The 21,287-nt window shown below is 63.5% G+C and carries 19 protein-coding genes; 4 read left to right on the top strand and 15 right to left on the bottom strand.

From position 1 onward, the window contains the following. Window positions 1-16 precede the first annotated feature (16 nt). A complete protein-coding gene (locus G4Y73_RS12255) occupies window positions 17-2,107 on the top strand; it encodes a bifunctional metallophosphatase/5'-nucleotidase (RefSeq protein WP_164231947.1) in 2,091 nt (696 codons plus the stop codon). On the opposite strand, the gene G4Y73_RS12250 is transcribed toward G4Y73_RS12255, so the two are convergent. The 3 genes from G4Y73_RS12250 to G4Y73_RS12240 form a co-directional block, all read right to left on the bottom strand. Next, the gene (locus G4Y73_RS12250; protein WP_164231946.1) at window positions 2,091-4,199 is read right to left on the bottom strand and encodes a TonB-dependent receptor; all 2,109 of its coding nucleotides are present in this window, start codon (window positions 4,197-4,199) and stop codon (window positions 2,091-2,093) included. The genes G4Y73_RS12255 and G4Y73_RS12250 overlap by 17 nt on opposite strands. A 189-nt stretch (window positions 4,200-4,388) precedes the next feature. Next, window positions 4,389-4,790, bottom strand: coding sequence for a ricin-type beta-trefoil lectin domain protein (locus G4Y73_RS12245; RefSeq protein WP_164231945.1), 402 nt, complete (start codon window positions 4,788-4,790; stop codon window positions 4,389-4,391). Between the two features lie 81 nt (window positions 4,791-4,871). Continuing rightward, window positions 4,872-5,393 carry a transposase gene (locus G4Y73_RS12240; RefSeq protein ID WP_164231944.1) on the bottom strand — a complete coding sequence of 174 codons (522 nt, stop codon included), beginning with the start codon at window positions 5,391-5,393 and terminating at the stop codon, window positions 4,872-4,874. Between the two features lie 251 nt (window positions 5,394-5,644). Between G4Y73_RS12240 and G4Y73_RS12235 the strand changes: the two genes are divergently transcribed. Next, entirely contained in the window at window positions 5,645-6,295 is a 651-nt protein-coding gene (locus G4Y73_RS12235) for a DNA-3-methyladenine glycosylase 2 family protein (RefSeq protein WP_164231943.1), read from the top strand. 26 nt (window positions 6,296-6,321) lie between these two features. On the opposite strand, the gene G4Y73_RS12230 is transcribed toward G4Y73_RS12235, so the two are convergent. The 8 genes from G4Y73_RS12230 to tkt all read right to left on the bottom strand — a co-directional run bounded on the left by G4Y73_RS12230 (window position 6,322) and on the right by tkt (window position 15,485). Next, the gene (locus tag G4Y73_RS12230; RefSeq protein WP_164231942.1) at window positions 6,322-7,362 is read right to left on the bottom strand and encodes a DUF3500 domain-containing protein; all 1,041 of its coding nucleotides are present in this window, start codon (window positions 7,360-7,362) and stop codon (window positions 6,322-6,324) included. A gap of 37 nt (window positions 7,363-7,399) precedes the next feature. Continuing rightward, window positions 7,400-9,625 carry an acylase gene (locus G4Y73_RS12225; RefSeq protein WP_164231941.1) on the bottom strand — a complete coding sequence of 742 codons (2,226 nt, stop codon included), beginning with the start codon at window positions 9,623-9,625 and terminating at the stop codon, window positions 7,400-7,402. Between the two features lie 174 nt (window positions 9,626-9,799). Continuing rightward, window positions 9,800-10,120, bottom strand: coding sequence for a hypothetical protein (locus G4Y73_RS12220; RefSeq protein ID WP_164231940.1), 321 nt, complete (start codon window positions 10,118-10,120; stop codon window positions 9,800-9,802). Between the two features lie 114 nt (window positions 10,121-10,234). Further along, on the bottom strand, window positions 10,235-10,432 hold the full coding sequence (locus G4Y73_RS12215; protein WP_164231939.1) for a DUF2283 domain-containing protein: 198 nt from the start codon (window positions 10,430-10,432) through the stop codon (window positions 10,235-10,237). After that, a complete protein-coding gene (locus G4Y73_RS12210) occupies window positions 10,429-10,665 on the bottom strand; it encodes a hypothetical protein (RefSeq protein WP_164231938.1) in 237 nt (78 codons plus the stop codon). Before G4Y73_RS12210 ends, G4Y73_RS12215 begins: the two co-directional genes overlap by 4 nt. A 9-nt stretch (window positions 10,666-10,674) precedes the next feature. Then, window positions 10,675-11,835: a phosphoglycerate kinase gene (locus G4Y73_RS12205; protein ID WP_164231937.1), complete on the bottom strand. Its 1,161-nt coding sequence runs from the start codon at window positions 11,833-11,835 to the stop codon at window positions 10,675-10,677. 417 nt (window positions 11,836-12,252) lie between these two features. Continuing rightward, a complete protein-coding gene (gene gap, locus G4Y73_RS12200; protein WP_164231936.1) occupies window positions 12,253-13,257 on the bottom strand; it encodes a type I glyceraldehyde-3-phosphate dehydrogenase in 1,005 nt (334 codons plus the stop codon). 230 nt (window positions 13,258-13,487) lie between these two features. Further along, a complete protein-coding gene (gene tkt, locus G4Y73_RS12195; RefSeq protein WP_164231935.1) occupies window positions 13,488-15,485 on the bottom strand; it encodes a transketolase in 1,998 nt (665 codons plus the stop codon). 266 nt (window positions 15,486-15,751) lie between these two features. On the opposite strand from tkt, the gene G4Y73_RS12190 reads away from it, so the two are divergent. After that, entirely contained in the window at window positions 15,752-16,759 is a 1,008-nt protein-coding gene (locus tag G4Y73_RS12190) for a hypothetical protein (protein WP_164231934.1), read from the top strand. Between the two features lie 122 nt (window positions 16,760-16,881). Then, window positions 16,882-17,400, top strand: a complete 519-nt coding sequence (locus G4Y73_RS12185; protein WP_164231933.1) for a hypothetical protein — start codon at window positions 16,882-16,884, stop codon at window positions 17,398-17,400. A 25-nt stretch (window positions 17,401-17,425) separates the two neighbouring features. On the opposite strand, the gene G4Y73_RS12180 is transcribed toward G4Y73_RS12185, so the two are convergent. The 4 genes from G4Y73_RS12180 to G4Y73_RS12165 all read right to left on the bottom strand — a co-directional run bounded on the left by G4Y73_RS12180 (window position 17,426) and on the right by G4Y73_RS12165 (window position 21,259). Next, window positions 17,426-17,767 carry a hypothetical protein gene (locus G4Y73_RS12180; RefSeq protein WP_164231932.1) on the bottom strand — a complete coding sequence of 114 codons (342 nt, stop codon included), beginning with the start codon at window positions 17,765-17,767 and terminating at the stop codon, window positions 17,426-17,428. Between the two features lie 213 nt (window positions 17,768-17,980). Continuing rightward, a complete protein-coding gene (locus tag G4Y73_RS12175; protein WP_164231931.1) occupies window positions 17,981-19,264 on the bottom strand; it encodes a HAMP domain-containing sensor histidine kinase in 1,284 nt (427 codons plus the stop codon). Beyond that, window positions 19,242-19,934 carry a response regulator transcription factor gene (locus G4Y73_RS12170; protein ID WP_164231929.1) on the bottom strand — a complete coding sequence of 231 codons (693 nt, stop codon included), beginning with the start codon at window positions 19,932-19,934 and terminating at the stop codon, window positions 19,242-19,244. The genes G4Y73_RS12175 and G4Y73_RS12170 overlap by 23 nt, the downstream gene beginning before the upstream one ends. A gap of 197 nt (window positions 19,935-20,131) precedes the next feature. Next, on the bottom strand, window positions 20,132-21,259 hold the full coding sequence (locus G4Y73_RS12165; protein WP_164231927.1) for a PilT/PilU family type 4a pilus ATPase: 1,128 nt from the start codon (window positions 21,257-21,259) through the stop codon (window positions 20,132-20,134). Window positions 21,260-21,287: the final 28 nt, after the last annotated feature.

Below are 21,287 nucleotides of genomic sequence, written 5' to 3'. Positions count from 1 at the left end.
ACTGCCTGAGGTCTGCATGCTGTTTCACCAGCGTGTTTCTTTTCGTGCCCTGACCGCGTTGATCGTTGTCGGCTCCCTGCTCTCCTGTGCGCAACCGGATTCCATACCTGAGCCGCTTGCCCCCAGCGATGATGAGCAGGCAGATGCGCTACAACTGCAGCTGCTGCATTTTGCCGATATCGACGGCGGCGGTACCCTGGCGCTCGAACATGTGGCGGATTTCTCCGCCCTGGTCGACACCTTTCGTGCCGGGAGGCCGGACAGCACCCTGCTGATCAGCTCCGGCGACAACTACATCCCGGGACCGCTCTTCCAGGCCAGCAACGATCCGGCCATGGCCGAGGTCGTGGGCTCGCCGGGGGTGGGCCGCGGCGAGATCGCATTCCTGAACGCCATGGACGTCGATGCCAGCGCGGTGGGCAATCACGATCTGGATCGCGGCCCCGAAGTATTCGCCGGGATCATCCAGCCCGATCGGCATGGCTGGCCGGGTTCGCGTTTCCCCTGGCTGTCGGCCAACCTGGACTTTTCCAGCGAACCACATCTGGCCGGGCTGGTCAGCCCGGATGGTCTCGATGCCGCTGAACTGAAGGGCCGTCTCGCCGGCTCGGCGGTGCTGGAAATCGACGGCCATCGTGTCGGGGTGGTCGGGGCGGCAACCCCCACGCTGGGGCAGATCACCTCGACCGGCGAAATCGGCATCCGGCCGGCCGACCCGGATGATATGGACGCACTGGCCGACGTGATACAGGAAGCAGTGGATGCGCTGGTGGCCGACGGCGTGAATATCATCATCCTGGCGGCTCACATGCAGCAGCTGCAGGTGGAGCGGGCATTGGCCGAGCGACTCGAGCACGTGGATGTCCTCATTGCCGGCGGTTCCAATACCATTCTGGCCGATTCCGGCACCCGGCTACACCCGGGCGATGTGGCGGTCGACGACTATCCGCTGGTCTATCGCTCGCCACTGGACGAGCCCGTGCTGCTGGTCAACACCGCTGGCGATTTTCGCTACCTGGGGCGATTGTTGCTGCAGTTCGACGCCGAGGGCGTGATCGATCTCGAGCAGCTCGATGCCGGCCACGCGGGCGTTTGGGCCAGCGAGGCCTCGGTGGTCGAGGATCTCGGCGCCGAAGCGCTGGCCGAAGTCGTGGCGATTCGCGACGCCTTCTGGCGCATTCTCGAGGTCAAGATGGGACATGTGCTCGGCTATACCGATCAGTTTCTCGACGGCCGCCGGACCCGGGTACGAACGCGCGAGACCAATCTGGGTCGTCTCTGGGCCAAGGCCACCCTCTGGTTGGGCCGCCAGCAAGAGCCCGAGGCCGTGATCGCCTTTCGCAACGGCGGCGGCATCAGGACCCCAATCGGCGAGATGAGCATACCGCCGGGCAGCCGGGATGCCAGCGAAGTCCGGCTACAGCCGCCGGCGGCCAACCGTTTTCGACCCGAAGGCGGTATATCACGCCTGGACCTGGAAACCGCACTGGCCTTCAATGGCGAGTTGGTCGGCCTGACCGTGACCGCCGGCGAGCTCTACGACATCATGGAATATGCCGTTTCCGGCATTGCGCCGGGCGCCACCCCGGGCTGGTTCCCGCAGTTCACCGGCCTGCGCCTGACCTACGACGCTACCCGCCCGGCCCGGCGGCCGCTCGAGCCCGGACACGGCGACATCAACCAGGGTCTGGGCAGCAACGGCGAACGGGTGCGCGACCTGGCCGTTGTAGCGCCGGACGGCACGACCATACAGTTGGTCAGCGACGGCGAATGGGTCGGCGATACCGACCGGCGTTTCCGGATCATCACCCTGGCTTTCCTGGCCCAGTGTGTGCCGCATCCTGGCGATGAGTTCGAACAGGTCGTGCATTGCGGCGACGGCTACCCCCTGCGCGAGCTCAGTGATCCGCAGCGCCGCGACCTCGGTGGGCTCGAATATCCCGGGGTGGCGATCGATTTTGTCACCTCCGGCACCGAGCAGTACGCCCTGGCGGCCTATCTGGCCAAGTTCCACGCCACCCCGGAGCAGGCCTTCAACCTGCCCCCGCAGCCGGAGGGTGATCAGGCCTGGCTGATCGAGCACTCCGGGCCTAAAAGTTACCGCTGAGCGAGAGAATCAGCGAACGACCTCGCCGGAAATCACGGACTTCGCGAAACGCCGTCTCCCCGTCGAGACGGCTGTCGGCGAATACCCGCCGATCGCGCTCGAAGCTGCGACCAAGCAGGTTCTGTGCCGCCAGCCTGACCTTGGTCTGCATGAATCGTGTCGTTTCGATGAAGAACCCCAGATCGACGCCGTCATCCCGGACGTCGAGTTCGTCGAGCTCGTAACGCGTCACGGCATCCTGGTAGAAAAGCTCCAGGCCCCAGGCCGCCTGCGCGACGATGACGTCCTGGCGAAGCTTGGTGTTGATGCGAAACTTCGACTCACCGGAGAATGGCCGATCGCGCTGGGTCACCGGGTCTTCCACGCTCGAGTCCTGCCAGCGCAAGTCCATATCCAGTCGCGCGTCCTCGAGCCCGACCGGATCAACCGGCAGCGTGGCCTCCAGTTCCATGCCCCATCGTTGCCCGTCCCCGATGTTGCCCGGCACGTCCCGACCGTCAAGCGGCAGGCGGTCCTGCAGATCGCGCACGTAGTTGTAGAACAGTTTTGCCGTGGCCACGCCCACCTCGCCGAAACGGCGCTCGTGAGCCAGCTCCGCAACCCAGGTGTTCTGGGGCTTGAGGGAAGGATTCCCGAAATTGATTTCATCGTCGCCGAAGTTCGTGGCGCTGACGAAATCTCGGAAATCGAGCTGCGCCACGCTGCGGCGCAGGTTGAGTCGCGTCTGCCGCTCGGAAACCGGCGCATGGACGACGGTCAGTGACGGCTTCAGGAAGAAAAAGGAACGCTCCTGCCCGTCGGGTCCCGACTGGCTGATGCGCGAAACTTCCGCACCCAGCGCCGGCTCCAGGGTCCAGTCATCGATCTGCCAGGCATCGCTGATCTGGACATCGCCGCGCCATTCCTCGACGCGCGAATCGGCGCCGGGCACCGGCACGGGATGAAAGCCGTTGCCATCATCGACGGCGAACTCGAGCTGATTGTCGAGCACATTCAGTGCGGTCTCCAGGTCGAATTCCAGATAGTGGGCCTCCCACCCGGCCCAGTCGACCTCGATCCGGGCGATACTCTCGGCCCGGCGGGTCTGGCGGTCGGCCAGCTGGCGTCGTATCGACAGCGCATCGCTCTCTCGCTTGAGGCCGGAGGTCCGATCTTCCCACTCGCGATTGAAGACCAGGATGCCCTTGACGTCGGAGTCCTTCGAGGCTTGCCACTGGAGGTCGCCGCCAAGTTCGAGTTCGTACTCCTGCCAGTCGGCGTGCCGGTCGACCACAAAGGGCGCCTGATCGATCCCCTGCGGCGTGCGTTGCGAGCGCTCGAAGAAGTTGAAGGTCTGGTAGTCGAGCCTGCTGTTGAAACGCGACACCAGCGAGCCCCAGTCGGTTTCCGAACTGAAATTCCCGGAATAGTCGTTGCCCTGCATCCGCTCCGTGTCATCGCGCAGCTCGGCCAGGACTCCACCGACTTCGAGTCGCTCGTCAGCGACATTGCCGAAGAACATATGCCTTGCTTCCACGCCCGCCGCGTAGCGGCTGTCCCCGCGCGGCACAACCAGGGACAGGCTGCCGCCCGGCTCGGGCCCGCCGCTGTCGGTGTCCTGCTCGATCAGCGCGCTCCACGCCCAGCTCGCACGACCGGCATCGCGCAGCACCACGTTGGCGACCACGGATTGCCCGCCGGCGGTCAGGGAACCGGTGTCGCCGCGCACGACCTCGACTTGTTCGACGCGACCGGCGGGAATGCGCGACAGGAGCTGCGACAAGCGGTCCTGCTTGCTGCTCGGCCGCTCGCCATCGATCAGCACATTGCCGGCGTTGCCGCCGAATCCGCGCTTGTCGGCGGCCTCGATCAAACGAAAGCCCGGAAGCTGCTGGACCATGTCGAGTGCATTGACCGGGCGGTAGGTATCGAAAAAGGATCGCGGATAAACCACGATTTCCTCATTCTCCCCGGAACTGTCCGCGCGCTCCTTGGCCGGCAAGCCCGAATCGGCGGCTGCGCTGGCACCCTCTGCCGCCGGCGACACGACAAAACACAGAACCACCAGCCAGCAGGCACAAGCGCTGGCGATGGCTCGAAACCCCTTGTTCATTAACAATCCAGATCAGAAAAACACCCTAGTCTACGAGACCGGATGAGGGCAGAAGTTCCTACACAAAAGACAATCGCGCCGCCCGCAACGCAGGGGTTCTGATTTAGGCCCGAAAACTGAGCGACCGGTCACACACAAATCCGGAACCCGTCTCGAGGAAGAGCAGGGTCCCTTCTCCCGCTCAGCAGGCTAACTCTCCCAGCGTTCTACCTCTCCACCTCGAAAGTAAACCCGGAACTCATCGCAGATCGGGCATTCGTTGTAGATCCAAACCTGCTCGTCCGGATCGCCGTCGTCGGTCCGGGTGTTGACGACCTCTCGACCCGGATCGCCCCAGGAACAGATGACCGCCAGGTCGTCCATACCAATATGGATCTGACCATCATCGATAAAACGCCATTCCCGGGAAGAGAACAAGTCGCGGCGAACAAGCTCGGCACGTACGGCATCCGACTGCTGCGCCTTGAAGGCCAGGCACAATTCATGATCCGAGGCCGCCGAGATATCTTCTTCCGTAACCAGGCTGGGTCCGGATGTGGCACAGGCGGCGAGCAGTAGGGCAAGAAAGGCAATCGATGCAGTCTTCATCATCTGATCCTCGGTGACGCCCACACGAGAATCAGCATCCCACTATGCACGCTGCCAGTCAATCGGATGCCGGACTCGATAAGACTAGGGGCCACCGCCACCGCCGACACCACCACCCTTCTTGACCCAGCCCTTCAGCCGGGCAATGGCGATACCGGCCATGAACAGCGGAACTAGCCCAAACAGGCCGGGGGAGTCGTCCGAGAGCGTCTGCTCGATCAGGAGGAGGCCTGCCATTCCGATCAAAAAGAACATGATGGTGCGTTCGCCCCCACGTGCCGGCGGATACGAGCCCTGGCCGGATACGGGTTCGACGTCGACCTCCGGATCGAAGTCTTCCCGGCAGTGCCGACACTGATAGACGGTCGATTCGCCCAGGCGAATGCGCCCCTTCACACGTAACGTCCAGCGCTCGCGACAGTGCGGACAGCGCAGCTCGGCACGATCCACGAGAAACAAGATGACCAGCGGAACGATCGGCACGAACCAGAACCACCAGACGACGTCCTCCTCGGCGCTGACAACGAAGATGAAGAACCCGCCCAGAAAAAGGATGAGGAGCAGGTAGCGCAGGTACAAAAAGGGGTGGTCGGAGGGGGTGAGCATGGCGCGTCCTCGAGAGTCGATCCGTAAAGCGGGCGCAAGTCTAACGCGGCAGCGGATCGGCGCTCAATGGGCAGGAACTAGCCCTGATGCGCTTCAAAAGCCCGAACCTCCGTAATACCGCCCGTCATCTTGATACCACTCAAAGGCAGACTCGAGGCCACTCGGCTTCGAATTGGGTGGGTGTCCTGGTTTGCGTCAGATATCATGCTGTGATCGAGGCGCATCTTTACCAGCCCCGACCTCGATACCCGATGTCACAGCAGGAAGTCGATGTGGAGTTTCAGTTAACAGCTAGCCATCTTGAAAGCGCGCTCGACGAAATCGCCCGGCGCGACAAGCATATTGCCGCGGCGCTGGAGAAGGTGGGCTATCCCGAAGAGCGGCGCATGCATGAACCCAGCTTCGAGCACTTCCTGAGAATCATCGTCGGGCAACAGCTATCGACAAAAGCAGCCGCGACCATCTTCGGCCGGGTCGAAGCTGCCCTGCAAGGCGACTTCCAGCCGGAGCGTGTCCTGGCCCTGAGCGACGAAGAACTGCGTGCCCTCGGCCTGTCGAGACAGAAGATCGCCTACGCGCGCGGCCTGTCGCAGGCCGTTCTGGAAGAGTCCCTCGTGCCATCGGCGCTGGCCGAACTCCCGGACGACGAAGTCATGGCGCAGATCACCCGCCTCAAGGGCTTCGGGCGCTGGAGCGCGGAAATGTTTCTGCTGTTCTCACTCGGCCGGCCGGATGTCTGGCCGGCCGACGACCTCGCCATACAAGCCGGCCTGCACCGCATCAAGAACATGCGCAAACGCCCGGACCGAAAACGAACCGACGCTGTCGCCAAACCCTGGCGACCCTACCGCGGCGCGGTGGCGATCTTCGTCTGGCACTACTATTCGAACGCGCCGATGTAGTGCATCCACTGGCCTGGATCAGATGCTCAGTTGTGGTGTGGATGGGCCTCGTAGTGCTCCCTCAGGAGATCCCGGCCAAAGTCCCCATCGAAATCACGCCATACCGAGTGGATGTGGTTGGCGTTGTTCTGGATGTTGTCATACTCCACCAGGAATGAGGGTCCCTGGATCCGATAGTAGTGAGGCTCGCCCACCTCCAGGGAGCCTGCCCAGGCAAATGTGATGCGATCGAGGCCCGAGGCCTCGATGCGGGCGCGCCGGCTCGCCGCCAGGTCGTCGGACATCCGCTCCAGGTACTCGTCCATGAGCCGTACGAGCTGGTCCACCTGCTCGGGGCGGAGGTCGCTGATGGCGATGCCGGCTGGCTCCAGGGGCTCGACCTCACGGGCGTTCCCCGTGAAGATGTCGCTGGGGGCCTGGTCGTCCACGACCGCCTGCCGTCGCTGATCCTCGTCCAGGGAGCGCACCAGCGCCCGGGCCAGGTCCTCCTCGGATCCCAGGGCCCGGAGCCCGGCCCGGGAACCCCCCTGCACCTCGGCGGGGTTCGCTCCCAGGAAAGCGGGAGCCCAGGCCAGCGGGGCACCGTCGATAATGGTGTAGTTCAGGGAGATGTGGTGTCCTTCGAAACGCCAACCCCATGGGTCACTCCCCGACGGGTCCCCGAAGATGGAGACGAAGTAGAGCTCCGGGTTCCGCATCGCCGGGTTCCCGCCCAGCTCCCGCAGGACCACTTCCAGGGCGATGATGTCGTCCACCTTTCGGACTCCCTGGGCACTGAGGCCGGTATCGAGAAGATCCCAAACCAAGTCCCGCTGCCCTTCGTCCATGTCCTGGAAGGACAGCCCCCGTCGCTGCCGGGGAATGAAATGCCAGTCCAGCCGCTCGTCGTCCGCGAAGGCGAAGCTGGCCGCCGCCCGCTGATCGGCGGAGAGGGAGGCGAGGAAACCCTCCGCCGCTTCGGACATCTCCTTGCCGGCATTGCCGTTGGGCGCGCCATGGAGGGCGGGGACCAATAAAAGTCCGGCCAGGACCACAGATGCGAAAGTAACGCGACGGATGGAACGCATGGGGACTACCTCCTGTGGGCTCGTGACGCCGAGGGACTCAAGGCGAGCCGATCACCTTCGTCTCAACCGTATGTGCCTTGATCTGCTCCTCCGTGTAATGCACCGGTCGCAGCATCTTGACTGCAAACAGGCGAAGCTGATCTCCATTGTGCGCCGAGCCAGCTTGCGTGGCGTTGCCGTAGCTGGTCAGGGCAAAGGCCCGCGGTGTTTCAGCGAACTCGATGGCGGCCACAAAGGAATCGCCGCCCACTGCCGTGCCGCCACCGTCTTCGCTCCGCTGGTAAAAGACATTGCGGAACACACCCAACGCGCCGGGCGCCCCGTTGCCCGGCAGATTCAGGTCGCCCGAACGCAACCGGTTGACCTCGCCCCAGGTAACGTCCAGCCGCCCGTGGGTGGATTCGACCTCAGCTGCGACTTCATCCAGCACTGACGCAGCGGTTTCCGGATTGTGGAGGCCGTCCGGTGTGGACAGGGGCTCCTCGATCGACCAGTCCTCGGCATAGACCCGGCCAGCCTGCAGCATGGCTCGGGCCCAGGCCACGAAGAGCACGGCGCCCCGGCTGTCAGCATCGGCCGAACGATCCCAGGCCTCGAGCACCGCTGCCGCCTGCTTTGCCCGTTCGGTGCCGTGCTCGGCCACGGCCTCCAGCAGTTCCGGGACAATCCGATCGGCCATGAGCATGCGGGTGGAGTGCTTCAACTCGATCATTTCCTCGAGGCTGATGGAACCGTTGTTGGTCATCAGTTCGATCGAGCGCTGGGGACGCAGGGCCAGGTCAACGGGCGCGAAGTGTTCCGGATAGTCCCCCGGATCCAGGGTGCGCGGCCAAGTCGCGTGCCACGGCGGATCGTTGGCATTCTGGACCCAGCCCGACTCGGGATTGACGATACGCGGCATATCCTCGAAGGAGTGCACTTCATCCCACAATGTCTCCGGCGAATCGCCCGGCACGATACCCTCCCAGAATGACCGTGCATCCACGGGACGCACCGGCGTGACGCCACCGTAGTAGTAGGCGATGTTGCCTTCGGCGTCGGCGTAGATCGTGTTGAAGCCGGCAACGCGGTTGCGTTTCAGGGCCTGCTCGAACTCTTCCATGTCGGTCGCTCGGGCCATCGCCCACCACTGTGGATAGGCATCGCCGAGGGTCCGGTTGCCAACCTCGACCGCTTCGCGCAGGGCCAGCGCCCTGTCACCGGCGACCGCAATTACCGGGCCGTGCACGGACGAATACAAGTCGATTTCCTCCTGACGCATACCGTCATCTGTGCGAATCTTGATGACTTCGGTCCCGTGCTCCAGTGGGCGAGTGTCTTCGCCCCAGCGATACACCAGTCCGGCATCCGTTTCTTCCAGTTTCAACTCGTAGATGTCCTCGATGTCCTGGGTGTTGACCGTGTAGGTCCAGCCCAGATGCTGGTTGAAGCCGATACTGATCATCGGCATGCCCACGAGGGAGGCCCCGTAGATGTCGACCCCCGGGGACTGCAAATGCGTCTCCATCCAGGTCAGATTGCCCGACCAGGGAAGATGGGGGTTGGCCAGCAACATCGCGTTGTCGCCGGAGGCGTGAGATGGCCCAACGGCCCAGGCGTTGGATCCGGGCCGCTCTCCGGCGTGCCGTTCCGGAAGGAATGCTGCGGCCTGCTCGTTCGCATCCCGGGCTCGCTCCAGCCACCGGCGACGCAGTTGCTCCGCCCCCGAAAACTGCTCACCCACGGCCAGGGAGTTGGCGAGTACGTCGCGCCCCGTAACGGGAAGCGCGCGGCGTGTTTCAGTGGAAAGCGCTTCCGGGTTTGCGTCAAGATACGCCCGGATGCCTGCGGCAAAGGCGTCCATCCAGTGACGCACCTCCAGTGGCAGGTTGTCATAGGCGCGTTCGGCGCGTTCCGGCAACCGGATCAACCGGAACCAGCGATCCGATTCCAGGTGGTCTTCGCCCCAGTACTCTGCCGCCCGGGCCCGGGCCAGCCCGTAATTGCGCACCAACCGCTCGCCGTGATTGCGCGCATGCGTCCAGCCCTGTGCGTAGAAAAGCGAGGCCTCGTCCTCGGCGCGGATATGTGGAACTCCCCAATCGTCCCAGCGGATCGTCGCCTGAAACTCCGAGGATTCGACCCGCGCTTCCTCGCTCTCTGACGGGTTGGTCGAACGGGATGCATCGTCTGCTGCGCTGACGGGGCCCCAGGCCGCCATCCCGACCGCCAGAAGCATGAAAAACAGGGTACGCAGATATTGAAGGGCATTTGTGCTGGTCATGGCTGACTCTTGCTGTCTGACCTATCACCAGTCTAGCGCTTGGCCGATGTCGCTGTCACGAGACCGTCCCGGATAATACCGAACGGCCGAATCGTGGGGAATGCTCGTTCCAAACTCAGCCGCCAGTCACGCCTGCTTGAGATTCTCCTTTGGCCGAAACAGGCATCTGACGCTTCAGGGCTTACTGGGCCAACGAATAGCTTCCCCTGACACTCGAATGACCCGGTCGTCGATATTTTGGGAGTCGACGACCACCACAGCGTGGGCACCCAGTTCAGCACCTGCTTTCTGCAATTTCTCCACGGCATCGTAGACAGTTGGCTTCGAAAAGCCGAACTTGTATCGCTTGACGTCCACCGCGCCGATCTTGATGTGCTCCTCGTGAGGGAAAGAGTAGAAGACTTCTACTTCGCCCGGCAGTGTTTGAGGATAGTGCTCGCCATAGTGGCGCACCTGGGGTCCTCCGCACGCCGCCAGCATGGCAATCAGCGCCACGACCAGGCATCTATACATACTTGAGCTCCAATTGAAAGAATGGCTCGCGATCAAGGGCTAATTGGATCGGCTTGTACGGATGGTGTGGCTGTCGGCCAGGCAACCTTGTTGCTGTTACGCCGCAATCCCCTCAAGCGTCACATGCTCGATATCGGTCCGCTTGCTCGCATGCTCGAAGGTCAGGGCGCAGACGTTGCCGGCTTCGTCCAGTTCGAGCAGGGTATTCTCGTCGAGATCGCGCGTTTCCGCGATGTCGGACTCCCGGAACTCAATATAGAGCGTGTCGGTGTCTTCGAAGTACTGGACTCTCATGGCCTGAACCCTCGATCAAAGAAGGCATTGTGGACGGTTAGTCTGTCAGACAGTAGCACCACGCGCAAATAGCGACCTCCCGCCGCCTCAATTCTGGCCCAGCGACGGATTCGTCCGTCTTGCTGGACCACTTCCCGCTCCGGGTGATCGATGACGTGCTGGATCCATTCATCCAGGATGTCGGCACGATCCGGGCGGGCTCTGGTGACCTGAAAGTAGCGGGTCACTTTCATGGCGAATCGTTAGGACTGAAGCGCGGCAATCGCCGGCAGCTCCTTCCCCTCCACGTACTCAAGGAACGCCCCACCCGCCGTCGAGATGTAATCGATCCGATCGGCGACATGAAATTTCTCGATTGCCGCAATCGTATCTCCACCGCCGGCCAGCGTAAATCCTTTGCAAGCGGCCACGGCATGCGCAATCGCCTGCGTGCCGGAATGAAACGCCTCGAACTCGAATACACCCACCGGGCCGTTCCAGATGACCGTGCCGGCCTGGCGGACGATGGCGGCGAGGTTGCCGGCCGTTTCGGGGCCGATGTCCAGGATCATCTCGTCTTCGTGTACGCGTCCGACATTCCGGAGCGTGGCATGGGCGTCTTCGTGGAAGCGGGTTGCCGTGAGCACGTCGGTGGGTAGCGGGATGGCCGCGCCCTTTGCCTCGGCGCGCTTGATCAGGTCCCTTGCCGTGCCGACCAGGTCTTTTTCGTAGAGCGAACCGCCGACATCGTGGCCGGCGGCGACCAGGAAGGTGTTGGCAATGCCGCCGCCGATGATGAGCTGGTCGACCTTTTCGATCAGGGCCTCGAGCACGGTGAGCTTGGACGAGACCTTGGAACCGCCCACGATGGCAACCATGGGCCGCTCGGGTTTGGCCAGGGCCTTTTCCAGGGATTCGATTTCGCGCGCCAGCAGCGGGCCGGCGCAGGCCACCTTGCTGTGCCGGATCACGCCCTCGGTCGAGGCCTGGGCGCGGTGGGCGGTGGCGAAGGCGTCGAAGACCAGCACGTCGGCCAGGGCGGCCATCTTCTTGGCCAGTTCGTCGTCGTTGGCCTTCTCGCCTTTCAGGAAGCGGACGTTTTCGAGCAGCACGACCTTTCCGTTCTCGACTTCCACGCCGTCGATCCAGTCGCGCCTGAGTTCGACCGGCTGGCCCAGCAGCTCACCCAGCTTCTCGGCGACCGGGGCGAGGGAGAACTCCTCGTCGAAGCTGCCCTCTTCCGGGCGGCCGAGGTGGGACATGACCATGACGGCTGCGCCGGCATCGACGGCCTGGCGGATGGTGGGCAGGGCCGCCTCGATGCGCGCGGCCGAGGTGACCTGGCCGCCGCGGATGGGCACGTTGAGGTCGGCGCGGATCAGGACGCGCTTGTTCTGGATGTCGACCTGGTCGAGGGTTTTCATCGTTGGTTTCCTGGTTGGCTTGTTTGCTGGTTGGCTTGTTGTGTCAGTTTAGAGAGGGGTGGGGTTGGGCTCAAGGGGAAAAGCTCGTTTGCTGGTTGGCTGGTTTGCTTGTTTGCTGGTTCGTCGGCCTTTGGGCGGTGCGGGGCGGCTGCGCCGCGCGGGGCCCTGCCCGGCTGATGATGTGTCGCGATCCGGAGATCGCTCCTACGCAAACAAAAGGCCCGGCGGTTCTGCCGGGCTCTTCTAGAAGGTCCCGGCTCGGAGGCCGGGACGACATTTGCTTCTGTCATCCCGGAAACGGCGCTAGCCGTTATCCGGGATCTCGCACTTTTTCAGTGGCGATGAGTCGGGCCTTGCCGGATTGATAAGTGCGAGGTCCCGGCTCGGAGGCCGGGACGACATTGCTCAGTGCGATGCTTAGACTTTGGACAGTGCCAGGGCAGTGTCGAGCATGCGGTTGGAGAAGCCCCACTCGTTGTCGTACCACGAGAAGACCTTGACCAGGCGGCCGGCGGTCTTGGTGAGCGTGGCATCAAAGACCGACGAGCGCGGGTCGTGGTTGAAGTCGCTCGAGACCAGGGGCTCGGTGTTGTAGCCCAGGATGCCCTTCAGCTCGCCATCGCTGGCCTGCTTGACCGCGGCGTTGATCTCGTCGACCGAGGTGTCGCGGCTGGCGATGAAGCACAGGTCCACGACCGAAACGTTGATGGTCGGCACGCGGATTGAGTAGCCGTCAAGCTTGCCGTCGAGTTCGGGCATGACCAGGCCGACTGCCGCGGCGGCACCGGTCTTGGTCGGGATCTGGTTCATGGCAGCGGCGCGGGCGCGGCGCGGATCCTTATGATAGACGTCGGTCAGGACCTGGTCATTGGTGTAGGAATGAATCGTGGTCATCAGGCCCGATTCGACGCCCACGGCTTCGTGGATCGGCTTGACCAGCGGGGCCAGGCAGTTGGTGGTACACGAAGCGTTGGAAGCGATGTCATCGTCGGCGCTCAGGATATCGTGGTTGACGCCGTAGACGATGGTCGGCAGGTCCTTGCCGGCCGGGGCGGAGATCAGCACCTTGCGGGCGCCGCCCTTGAGGTGAGCCGAAGCCTTGTCCTTGCTGGCAAAGAAACCGGTGCACTCGAGCACCACGTCGACGCCCATCTCGCCCCAGGGCAGCTTGGCGGGGTCGCGCTCGGCGAGCACGCGGATCTTGTCGCCGTTGACGATCATGTGGTCGCCTTCGACCGACACTTCGCCCGGGAACCGGCCGTGGGCGGTGTCGCGCTGGGTCAGCAGGGCATTGGTTTCGGCGTCGGCCAGGTCGTTGACGGCGACGATCTGGATTTCGTCGGTGCGATTGGCTTCGTAGAGTGCACGCAGCACGTTACGGCCAATGCGGCCATAGCCGTTGATGGCAACCTTTATGGACATTCGAGAGTCTCCGAGAAATATTTTTGGTTAGTCGGAAATTGTACTGCGACCGGATGTTCGAGGCCACCTGACGCGAATGAAATCCGAAATTCGAAGCACCAAATCCGAAACAAATTCGAAAACCCAAGCACGAAACGCGGCGGCCCGAAGTTTTTCGTTTCGAATTTCGTGCTTCGTGCTTCGTGCTTGTTTCGGATTTCGATATTCGGATTTCGGATTTGCGTCCGCGCTTATAGCACCTGACGGACTGCCTCCACCACCGCTTCGGTCGTAAACCCAAACTCCTTGAACAGGTCTTCGGCCGGCGCGGACGCGCCGAAGGTGGTCATGCCGATGACCTTGCCCTTCTCACCCACGAAGGGCCACCAGAACCAGGGGATGCCGGCTTCGACGGCCACGCGGGCCTTGATGTCGCTGGGCAGCACCGACTCGCGGTAGGCCTCGTCCTGTTCGAGGAAACGGCCGGGGTTGGGCATGGAGACGACGCGGACCTTCTTGCCGTCGCCGGCCAGTTCCCCGGCGGCTGACATGGCCAGGCCGACTTCCGAGCCGGTGGCGATGATGATGGCTTCGGGCTCGCCGCCTTCGGCGTCCTTGAGGATGTAGCCACCTTTCGAGATCGCCTTGATCTGTGCGTCGTTCTTCTCGAGATGCGGCAGGCCCTGACGGGTGAGGACCAGGGCACTGGGGGCCTTGCGGCGCTTGAGGGCCTCGGCCCAGGCGGCGGCGGTTTCGACCTTGTCGGCCGGGCGCCAGACGTCCAGGTTGGGGATCATGCGCAAGGAAGAGACATGCTCGACCGGCTGGTGGGTGGGGCCGTCTTCGCCCAGGCCGATGGAATCGTGCGTGTAGACGTGGATGGCGCCGGTCGGGATCAGCGCGGACATGCGAACGGCATTGCGCGCGTAGTCGGAGAACACCAGGAAGGTGCCCGCGTAGGGGATGAAGCCGCCGTGCAGGTGCAGGCCGTTGACGACGGCGGTCATGCCGAACTCGCGCACACCGTAGTAGATGTAGTTGCCGTTGGCCGGGTCATTGGTGACGTCGACGCTGCCCGACCACTTGGTGTTGTTGGATCCGGTCAGGTCGGCCGAGCCGCCGATCAGCTCGGGCAGCTGCGGGCCGAATTCTTCCAGGCTGGCACCGGAGGCCTTGCGGGTGGCGACCTTCTTGTCGTCGCCCTGCATCTTCTTGAGGATGTCGGCGACCAGGTCGTCGAAGTTTGCGGGCAGATCACCGTTCATGCGCCGCTCGAACTCGGCGGCCTTTTCCGGGTGGGCCTTCTGGTAGGCCGCCCAGCGGTCCTGCCATTCCTTCTCGGCGGCCGCGCCCTTCTCGCGCGCGTCCCAGCCGGCGCGGATCTCGTCGGGGATCTCGAAGGGACCATGTTCCCAGCCGAGCTTCTCGCGCGTGGCCTTGATTTCGTCTTCGCCCAGGGCGGCGCCGTGGGCATCAGCGGTGCCGGCCTTGTTGGGGGCGCCGAAGCCGATCACGGTCTTGCAGCAGACCAGCGTGGGCCGGTCGGTATGCGTCTTTGCCTGATCGATGGCGGCGGCCACCGCCTCGGCGCTGTGGCCGTCGACGTCCTCAACCACGTGCCAGCCGTAGGCCTTGAAGCGCGCCGGGGTATCGTCGTTGAACCAGCCGTCGGTATCGCCGTCGATGGAAATCTGGTTGTCGTCGTAGAAGACCACCAGCTTGCCCAGACCCAGGGTGCTGGCCAATGAGCACGCTTCGTGCGAGATGCCTTCCATCAGGCAGCCGTCGCCGGCGAACACCCAGGTGTGGTGGTCGACGATGGTGTGCTCGTCGGTGTTGAAGCGCGCGGCCAGCAGTTTTTCGGCCAGCGCCATGCCGACCCCGTTGGCCAGGCCCTGCCCGAGCGGACCAGTGGTGGTCTCCACGCCCGGCGCCTCGCCGTATTCCGGATGGCCCGGGGTGGGCGAGTGCAACTGGCGGAAATTCTTGATGTCGTCGATCGACAGGTCGTAGCCGCTCAGGTGCAGCACGCTGTAGAGCAGCATCGAGCCGTGGCCGTTGGAGACGACGAAGCGGTCGCGGTCCCACCAGTCTGGGTTGGCCGGGTTGTGCTTGTGGTGGTCGTTGAAGAGCACTTCGGCGATGTCGGCCATGCCCATGGGCATGCCCGGGTGGCCGCTGTTGGCACGCTCGACGGCGTCCATGGCCAGCGCCCGCACGGCGTTGGCGAGTTGTCGGCGATCGGTCATTGAATCGGCTATCCGCTTGGAATGGGGAGGCGAAGGCCGCACATTTTGCCGTCCCCGGAAGGGCCGTGGCAAGCTGAATGCTCCTCTCGCGCGCGAGGCGGGCCGGGCCAATCGGGGTTATTCGTTGCAATATCGGTAACTTGCGTCCGATTCCGAGAGTGCATCTTTTATCGGCCTCTGCTAAACTTCAGTTTCGGAAAAACTTTATCGGGAACGCGGCGTCCAAGCCATTGCATTCCACGCACACTGGGAGGACGAGACCGGTCATGATTCGCCCACAGCACAGCCTGATCGCGGTTGCCCTGCTTGCCAGCGGGGCGCTGGCGCAGTCGACTGACTCTGCGCCGTGGACGATTGTGCCCGAATCCGACCGCGATCTGTCCCCAATGCAGGTCGTGGAGCAGCGCTCGCCGCTGGGCGGCCTGTCCGGTGATCGGCCGGTGCTGTCGATGACCCTGCCCCTGGCCGGCGAACGCTCGACGGTCGATGGCCGCGACGGACCCAACAGCGCGTTTTCCTGGTCGCTCAAGGCCTGGCAGCTCAACACCGCCAGCCTGGCGCACATCCAGTGCAGCCAGGGCATGCTGACGATCGATTCCTACGTCGCCCAGGATTGCCGCTTTGTCGACCAGCCGCTGCCGAGCAATTCCGTCAACCTGCTACAGGTCAGCGGCGACTGGATGGCCGCGCCCGGCCTGCAGTTGGGCCTGAGCGCCTTCCGCAGCGAAGAACCCGCGCCGACACCGAACCAGGCGTTTTCCTACGACCTGGCGGTAGACCGGCTTGCTGCCGGTGCGCCGGACGCACGCAGCGGCGCGCTCGAAGGCCTGGACTTCAACGTCAGTTTCGGAATCCAGACCGATCGCGTCGGCGACTTCCTGCTTGGACTGCAGCTGGCCCGCTACCGGCAGCGCATGAGCCTGAGCGATCTGGGCATGCCGGTCGAGGTCTTCGGGCCCGGCGAGCGCCAGTACAGCAACAGCGCCCAGTTGCTGCTGGGCTGGCGCCATGGCAGCTTCAGCGGCGAAATGCTGGGTCACCACCGCGAACTTCCGCTCTGGCTGGGCCGCGAAGCAGCCCCGCCCACGCTCAATTCCTTTGACCTGCAGTTCTCCTGGCAGGCATTGCGCAACGGTTCGCTGTCGATCGGGGTGAGCAACATCATGGACGCCGCGCCGCGTGCCGATGAACCGAAACCCGAAGCCGGGCTCGAAGATCCGCTCGAAAGCGTCTACGGTCGCATTCCCTATGTGCGCTACAAGCAGGACCTGTAAGTACTAGCCCCGTCACCGATCGTGACCCATTCAGTTCGCCTCTCGACGCCCGTTGACATCGAAGACGGTGCTAGTATTCGCGCCACCACCTGAAACGTGAATTAAACCCGGAGAGCCTGGACATGCCCATTGCCTCGCCTGTTGTCATTCGCCTGAGTGTTTTCCTGCTGGCCTGCGCCCTGTGCGCCGGGGCGGCCGCCCAGCAGTCCTTTTCATCGCTCGAAGAGCGCATGACCGCCAAGGAGTTCCAGGACGCCGGTCTGGACAAGCTCAGCGAAGAGGAACTGGCCGCGCTCAATCGCTGGATTCGCATGCGATCTCTGGCCGAAGGCGAGGCGGTTGACCTGATCCGGCGAGCCGAGTCGTCCGGAAGCAACTCGGGTGAGGACCGTCGCGGCTTCAACGAGAGCGACCGCAAGTCCCCGATTGAAACGCAGATTGAAGGCCGCTTCAGCGGCTGGACCGGAAATACCCGATTCGAACTGGCCAATGGCATGGTCTGGCGCCAGGCCGAAGCGGACCAATTCGCCATGCCGGAAACCGAGAACGCGCAGGTGACCATCTCGCCCGGCATGTTCGGGGCCTGGTATCTGAGTGTGGAAGGCTACAGCCGGCGGGTTCGGGTCGAGCGCGTTCGCTGACCCGACGGCTTTTGCAGCAACGCCCTCAGTGGGGCCGGTTGCGCTTCATCCTCAGCCACAGCAGCCAACCGCGCCCGCCCAGGTAGACGACCGCGCCGAGCGCCAGCAGGATCACTGACAGCGGCGGAGGCGGCAGCACCAGGCCGCCCGTACCCACCATGAACCACCAGATGGCGCCGACCACCAGGGCGGTCATTCCAAGATAGGTCACATTCCGGGCGATATAGATGCGCTTGCGCCAGCGCTGGCGCTCGAGCTGCTCGATGTCGTGTTCCGACATCTCGCCCAGCGGCAGACTGCAATGTGCGCAGACCTTGCTCAGATCCGAGATGCGTTTGCCGCAGCGGGGACAGTTGATAATTGCCATGGGTCCCATTGTAGTGGGACGTGGGTGGGGCGTGCCAGTGAGAAAGCCGTTGGCTGGTTGGCTGGTTGGCTGGTTCGCTGGTTCGCTGGTTCGGCAAAGGTACCGGTCACCCGCAAACCCTTCGCGGCGAAGCCGCCCCGCAATGCTCAACGGCTGCCGAACTAGCCAACTAGCTAACTAGCTAACTAGCTAACTAGCAAACGGCGCATCGCCTCAACCCTGGTCCGGGAAGAACTTCAACGTCACGCACAGCCCGCCCTCTTGCCGATTGGCGAACTCGATGCGCCAACCATAGAGATCACACAGGCGCTTGACGATGGAAAGGCCCAGGCCGGACCCCTTGGTGCCGCTCGCCTGGCGACCGCGGAAGTGACGATCGAAGACCTGCGGCAGTTCTTCCTCGGCAATGCCCGGCCCGGTGTCGAGAATACTGACCTGCCCGGCCTCGACCCGCACGCACACCTCACCCTCGGTGGTGTAACGGATCGCGTTGCCGACCAGGTTGCCCAGGGTCACGGCAATGACCGCCTCCGGGGCGATGACGCTGACTGGCTCGACCTCCTCGAGTTTCAGCTCGAGATCGCGGTCCCCGATCAAGGGCTGGTAGTTGTCGAGCACCTGGCGGGCAATGCGGGTGACGTCGTATGACCGCCCCTCACCGTCGGCATCGCGCTCGGAACGTACCAGGTGCAGCAGCGCGGTGGTGATATCGGTCGACTGGCGCGCGGCGCGGGCAATGCGCAGCAGGCGCTCGCGCGTGCGCTCGGACTGGTCGGGCTGGGCCAGCATCAGCTCGGTGGCACCGGAGATGACCGCCAGCGGCGTTCTCAGTTCGTGCGACACATCGGCATTGAAGGCCTTGTCGCGCTCGACCAGGTCCTTGAGCCGGTGAGCGTAGTCGTCGAGTGCGGCGGCCAGCTGGCCGACCTCATCGTCGGGAAAATGCCGTGCCAGGTCACTGGGCGGCGCGTGCTCGTCCATCGCCTCGATGCGGCGGGCCAGTTCGGTCACCGGCGCCATGATGCGGCTCGACGACCAGATGCCCAGCGTCAACGACAGCAGGGCGAACAACACCACGGCGGCCGCCAGCGACAGCTCCAGACGGTGAGCCACTTCCTCGTTTTCGGACACGTCGTAGGTGAGAAACACCCAGAAATCGTCGGCCTTGCGCACGGCCGCCTTGTAGCGCGCCTGGTCGGTGGTCACGTCGTGGACGCCGCTGGGCAGGGTGCGGAAAGGCTCGGGCACGATATCGGCGCGGCCCGGGCGCGTGACGTAACCCTCGATGCGACTGTAGAAGGGCTCGACCAGGGTGGGATCCTCGCGCAGGTCGGTGACGTACTGATCGACTTCCTCGGCCAGGGTGCGAGAAATCAGGGCATCGACCAACCAGCTCTGCAGCAGCAACACGGCCACCGCAAACAGCACGCTCAAGAGCGTGCCGAACAACAGAAAGGAGACGATCAGTCGGCTTCTAAGTCGACGCCGATACTTCATCCGGGGCCACCAGGCTATAGCCGATTCCATGCCGGGTCTGGATCAGCGGCGTGTCGAACGGCTTGTCGATGACCGCCCGCAGGGTGTGAATGTGCACGCGCAGGCTATCGCTGTCGGGCAGTTCCTCGCCCCAGACGTGATGCTCGAGTTCGCGCCGGGTTACCACCGCCGGCGAGGCGGTCATCAGTTTCTCGAGCAGCTTCAGGCCGATCGGGTTGAGATCGATCGACTTGCCCGCACGCCGCACCTTGAGCGTTTCGAGGTTGAACTCGAGATCGGCCACCTTGAGTTCGCGCGGCTTCACCCGCTGACCGCGGCGGGCCAGCACCTGCAGCCGGGCCTCGACTTCCTTGAGCTCGAAGGGCTTGACCAGGTAATCGTCGGCGCCGGACTCGAAGCCGATGAGCTTGTCCTCGAGCTGGTCGCGGGCGGTGAGCATCAGCACCGGGGTGTCCTTGCGGCCGTCCTCGCGCAGCTTGCGGCAGACTTCCAGCCCGTCCATGCCCGGCAGGGCCAGGTCGAGCACGATGGCGTCGAACTCGTTGACCACCGCCAGGTGCAACCCGGTGACGCCGTCGTAGGCGTAGTCCACTTCGTGGTCGAGATCGGAGAGGAAATCCCCCAGGTTGGCCGCGATGTCGCGATTGTCTTCAATGATCAGGATTCGCATCAGCCGAATTGTTCCCTGTTGCAAATACAGTCAAAAAAAAGCCCGGGCAGAGGGGTCGACTCCGCCCGGGCCCACATTGCCCCGTAACCGTCGGTGCAGAAACCTGGCTCGCGCATTGGCACCAACGGCCTGAATATTACGCTCGCCCTGGTTAACCAGTTGTTAATCAGGGCAGAAAATCCGGTTACGACGAGCACTTAGCGCCGGTCATCGATCAAATTGAGGTCCTCCAGACTGCCCGACATCGACTCGGCGTCGCCGCCCTCGCTGAGCTTGACGGCCAGGCGCACCTCGTTGGCTGAATCGGCGTGCCGGAGCGCCTCCTCGTAGGCAATATGACCGTCCTGGTAGAGCTGCAGCAGGCTCTGGTCGAAAGTGACCATGCCGTGGTGGCCGGAATCCTTCATGATCGACTTGAGTTCCTCGATCGCGCCCTTGCGAATCTTTTCCTGCACCAGCGGTGTATTGAGCAGGATCTCCAGCGCCGGGTGTCGGCGGTCGCCGTCGACCGACGGAACGAGCTGCTGGGCGACCACACCCTTGAGGTTGAAACTCAGGTCGAGCAGCACCTGCGGATGGCGGTCTTCCGGGAAGAAATGCAGGATGCGGTCCATCGCCTGGTTGGCGTTGTTGGCGTGCAGGGTAGTCAGGCACAGGTGGCCGGTCTCGGCGAAGGTGATGGCGTGTTCCATCGACTCGCGCGTGCGGATTTCGCCGATGAGGATCACGTCGGGCGCCTGACGCAAGGTGTTTTTCAGCGCAATCTCGAAGGAGTCGGTATCGATGCCCACCTCGCGCTGGGTGACCAGGCTCTTGCGATGCTTGTGAACGAATTCGATCGGGTCCTCGATGGTGATGATATGGCCCGAGGCGTTCATGTTCCGATGGCCGAGCATGGCCGCCAGCGTGGTCGACTTACCGGTGCCGGTCGCACCCACGAGAATAATGATGCCGCGCTTGACCATCGCCAGCTCGGCCAGCGATTCCGGCAGGTCGAGCTCCTTGAACGAGGGGATCTTGGTCTCGATGCGGCGGCAGACCATGCCCACGCTATTGCGCTGGAAAAAGGCCGAGATACGAAAGCGGGCCACGCCCTCGAGCGATACCGCGAATTGGCATTCCTTGGTGGTCCGGAATTCCTCGCGCTGCTTGTCGTTCATGAGCGATTCGATGATGTCGTGCACCATCTCATGAGTCAACGCTTCGCGCGTGAGCGGTTTGATCTTGCCATGCACCTTGATGCAGGGCGGCGCACCGACCGTCACGAACAAGTCTGAACCTTTGGCGTTGTGTAGCTTGTGCAGCCAGTCCTGGATGGTGTTCATCGTGCCTCCTTGCCGGTGTCTGGGCCGG

Origin of the sequence: Wenzhouxiangella sp. XN201, from assembly GCF_011008905.1 — a bacterium.
Lineage (GTDB): Bacteria > Pseudomonadota > Gammaproteobacteria > Xanthomonadales > Wenzhouxiangellaceae > Wenzhouxiangella.
This window is presented reverse-complemented; position numbering and strand designations above follow the sequence as displayed.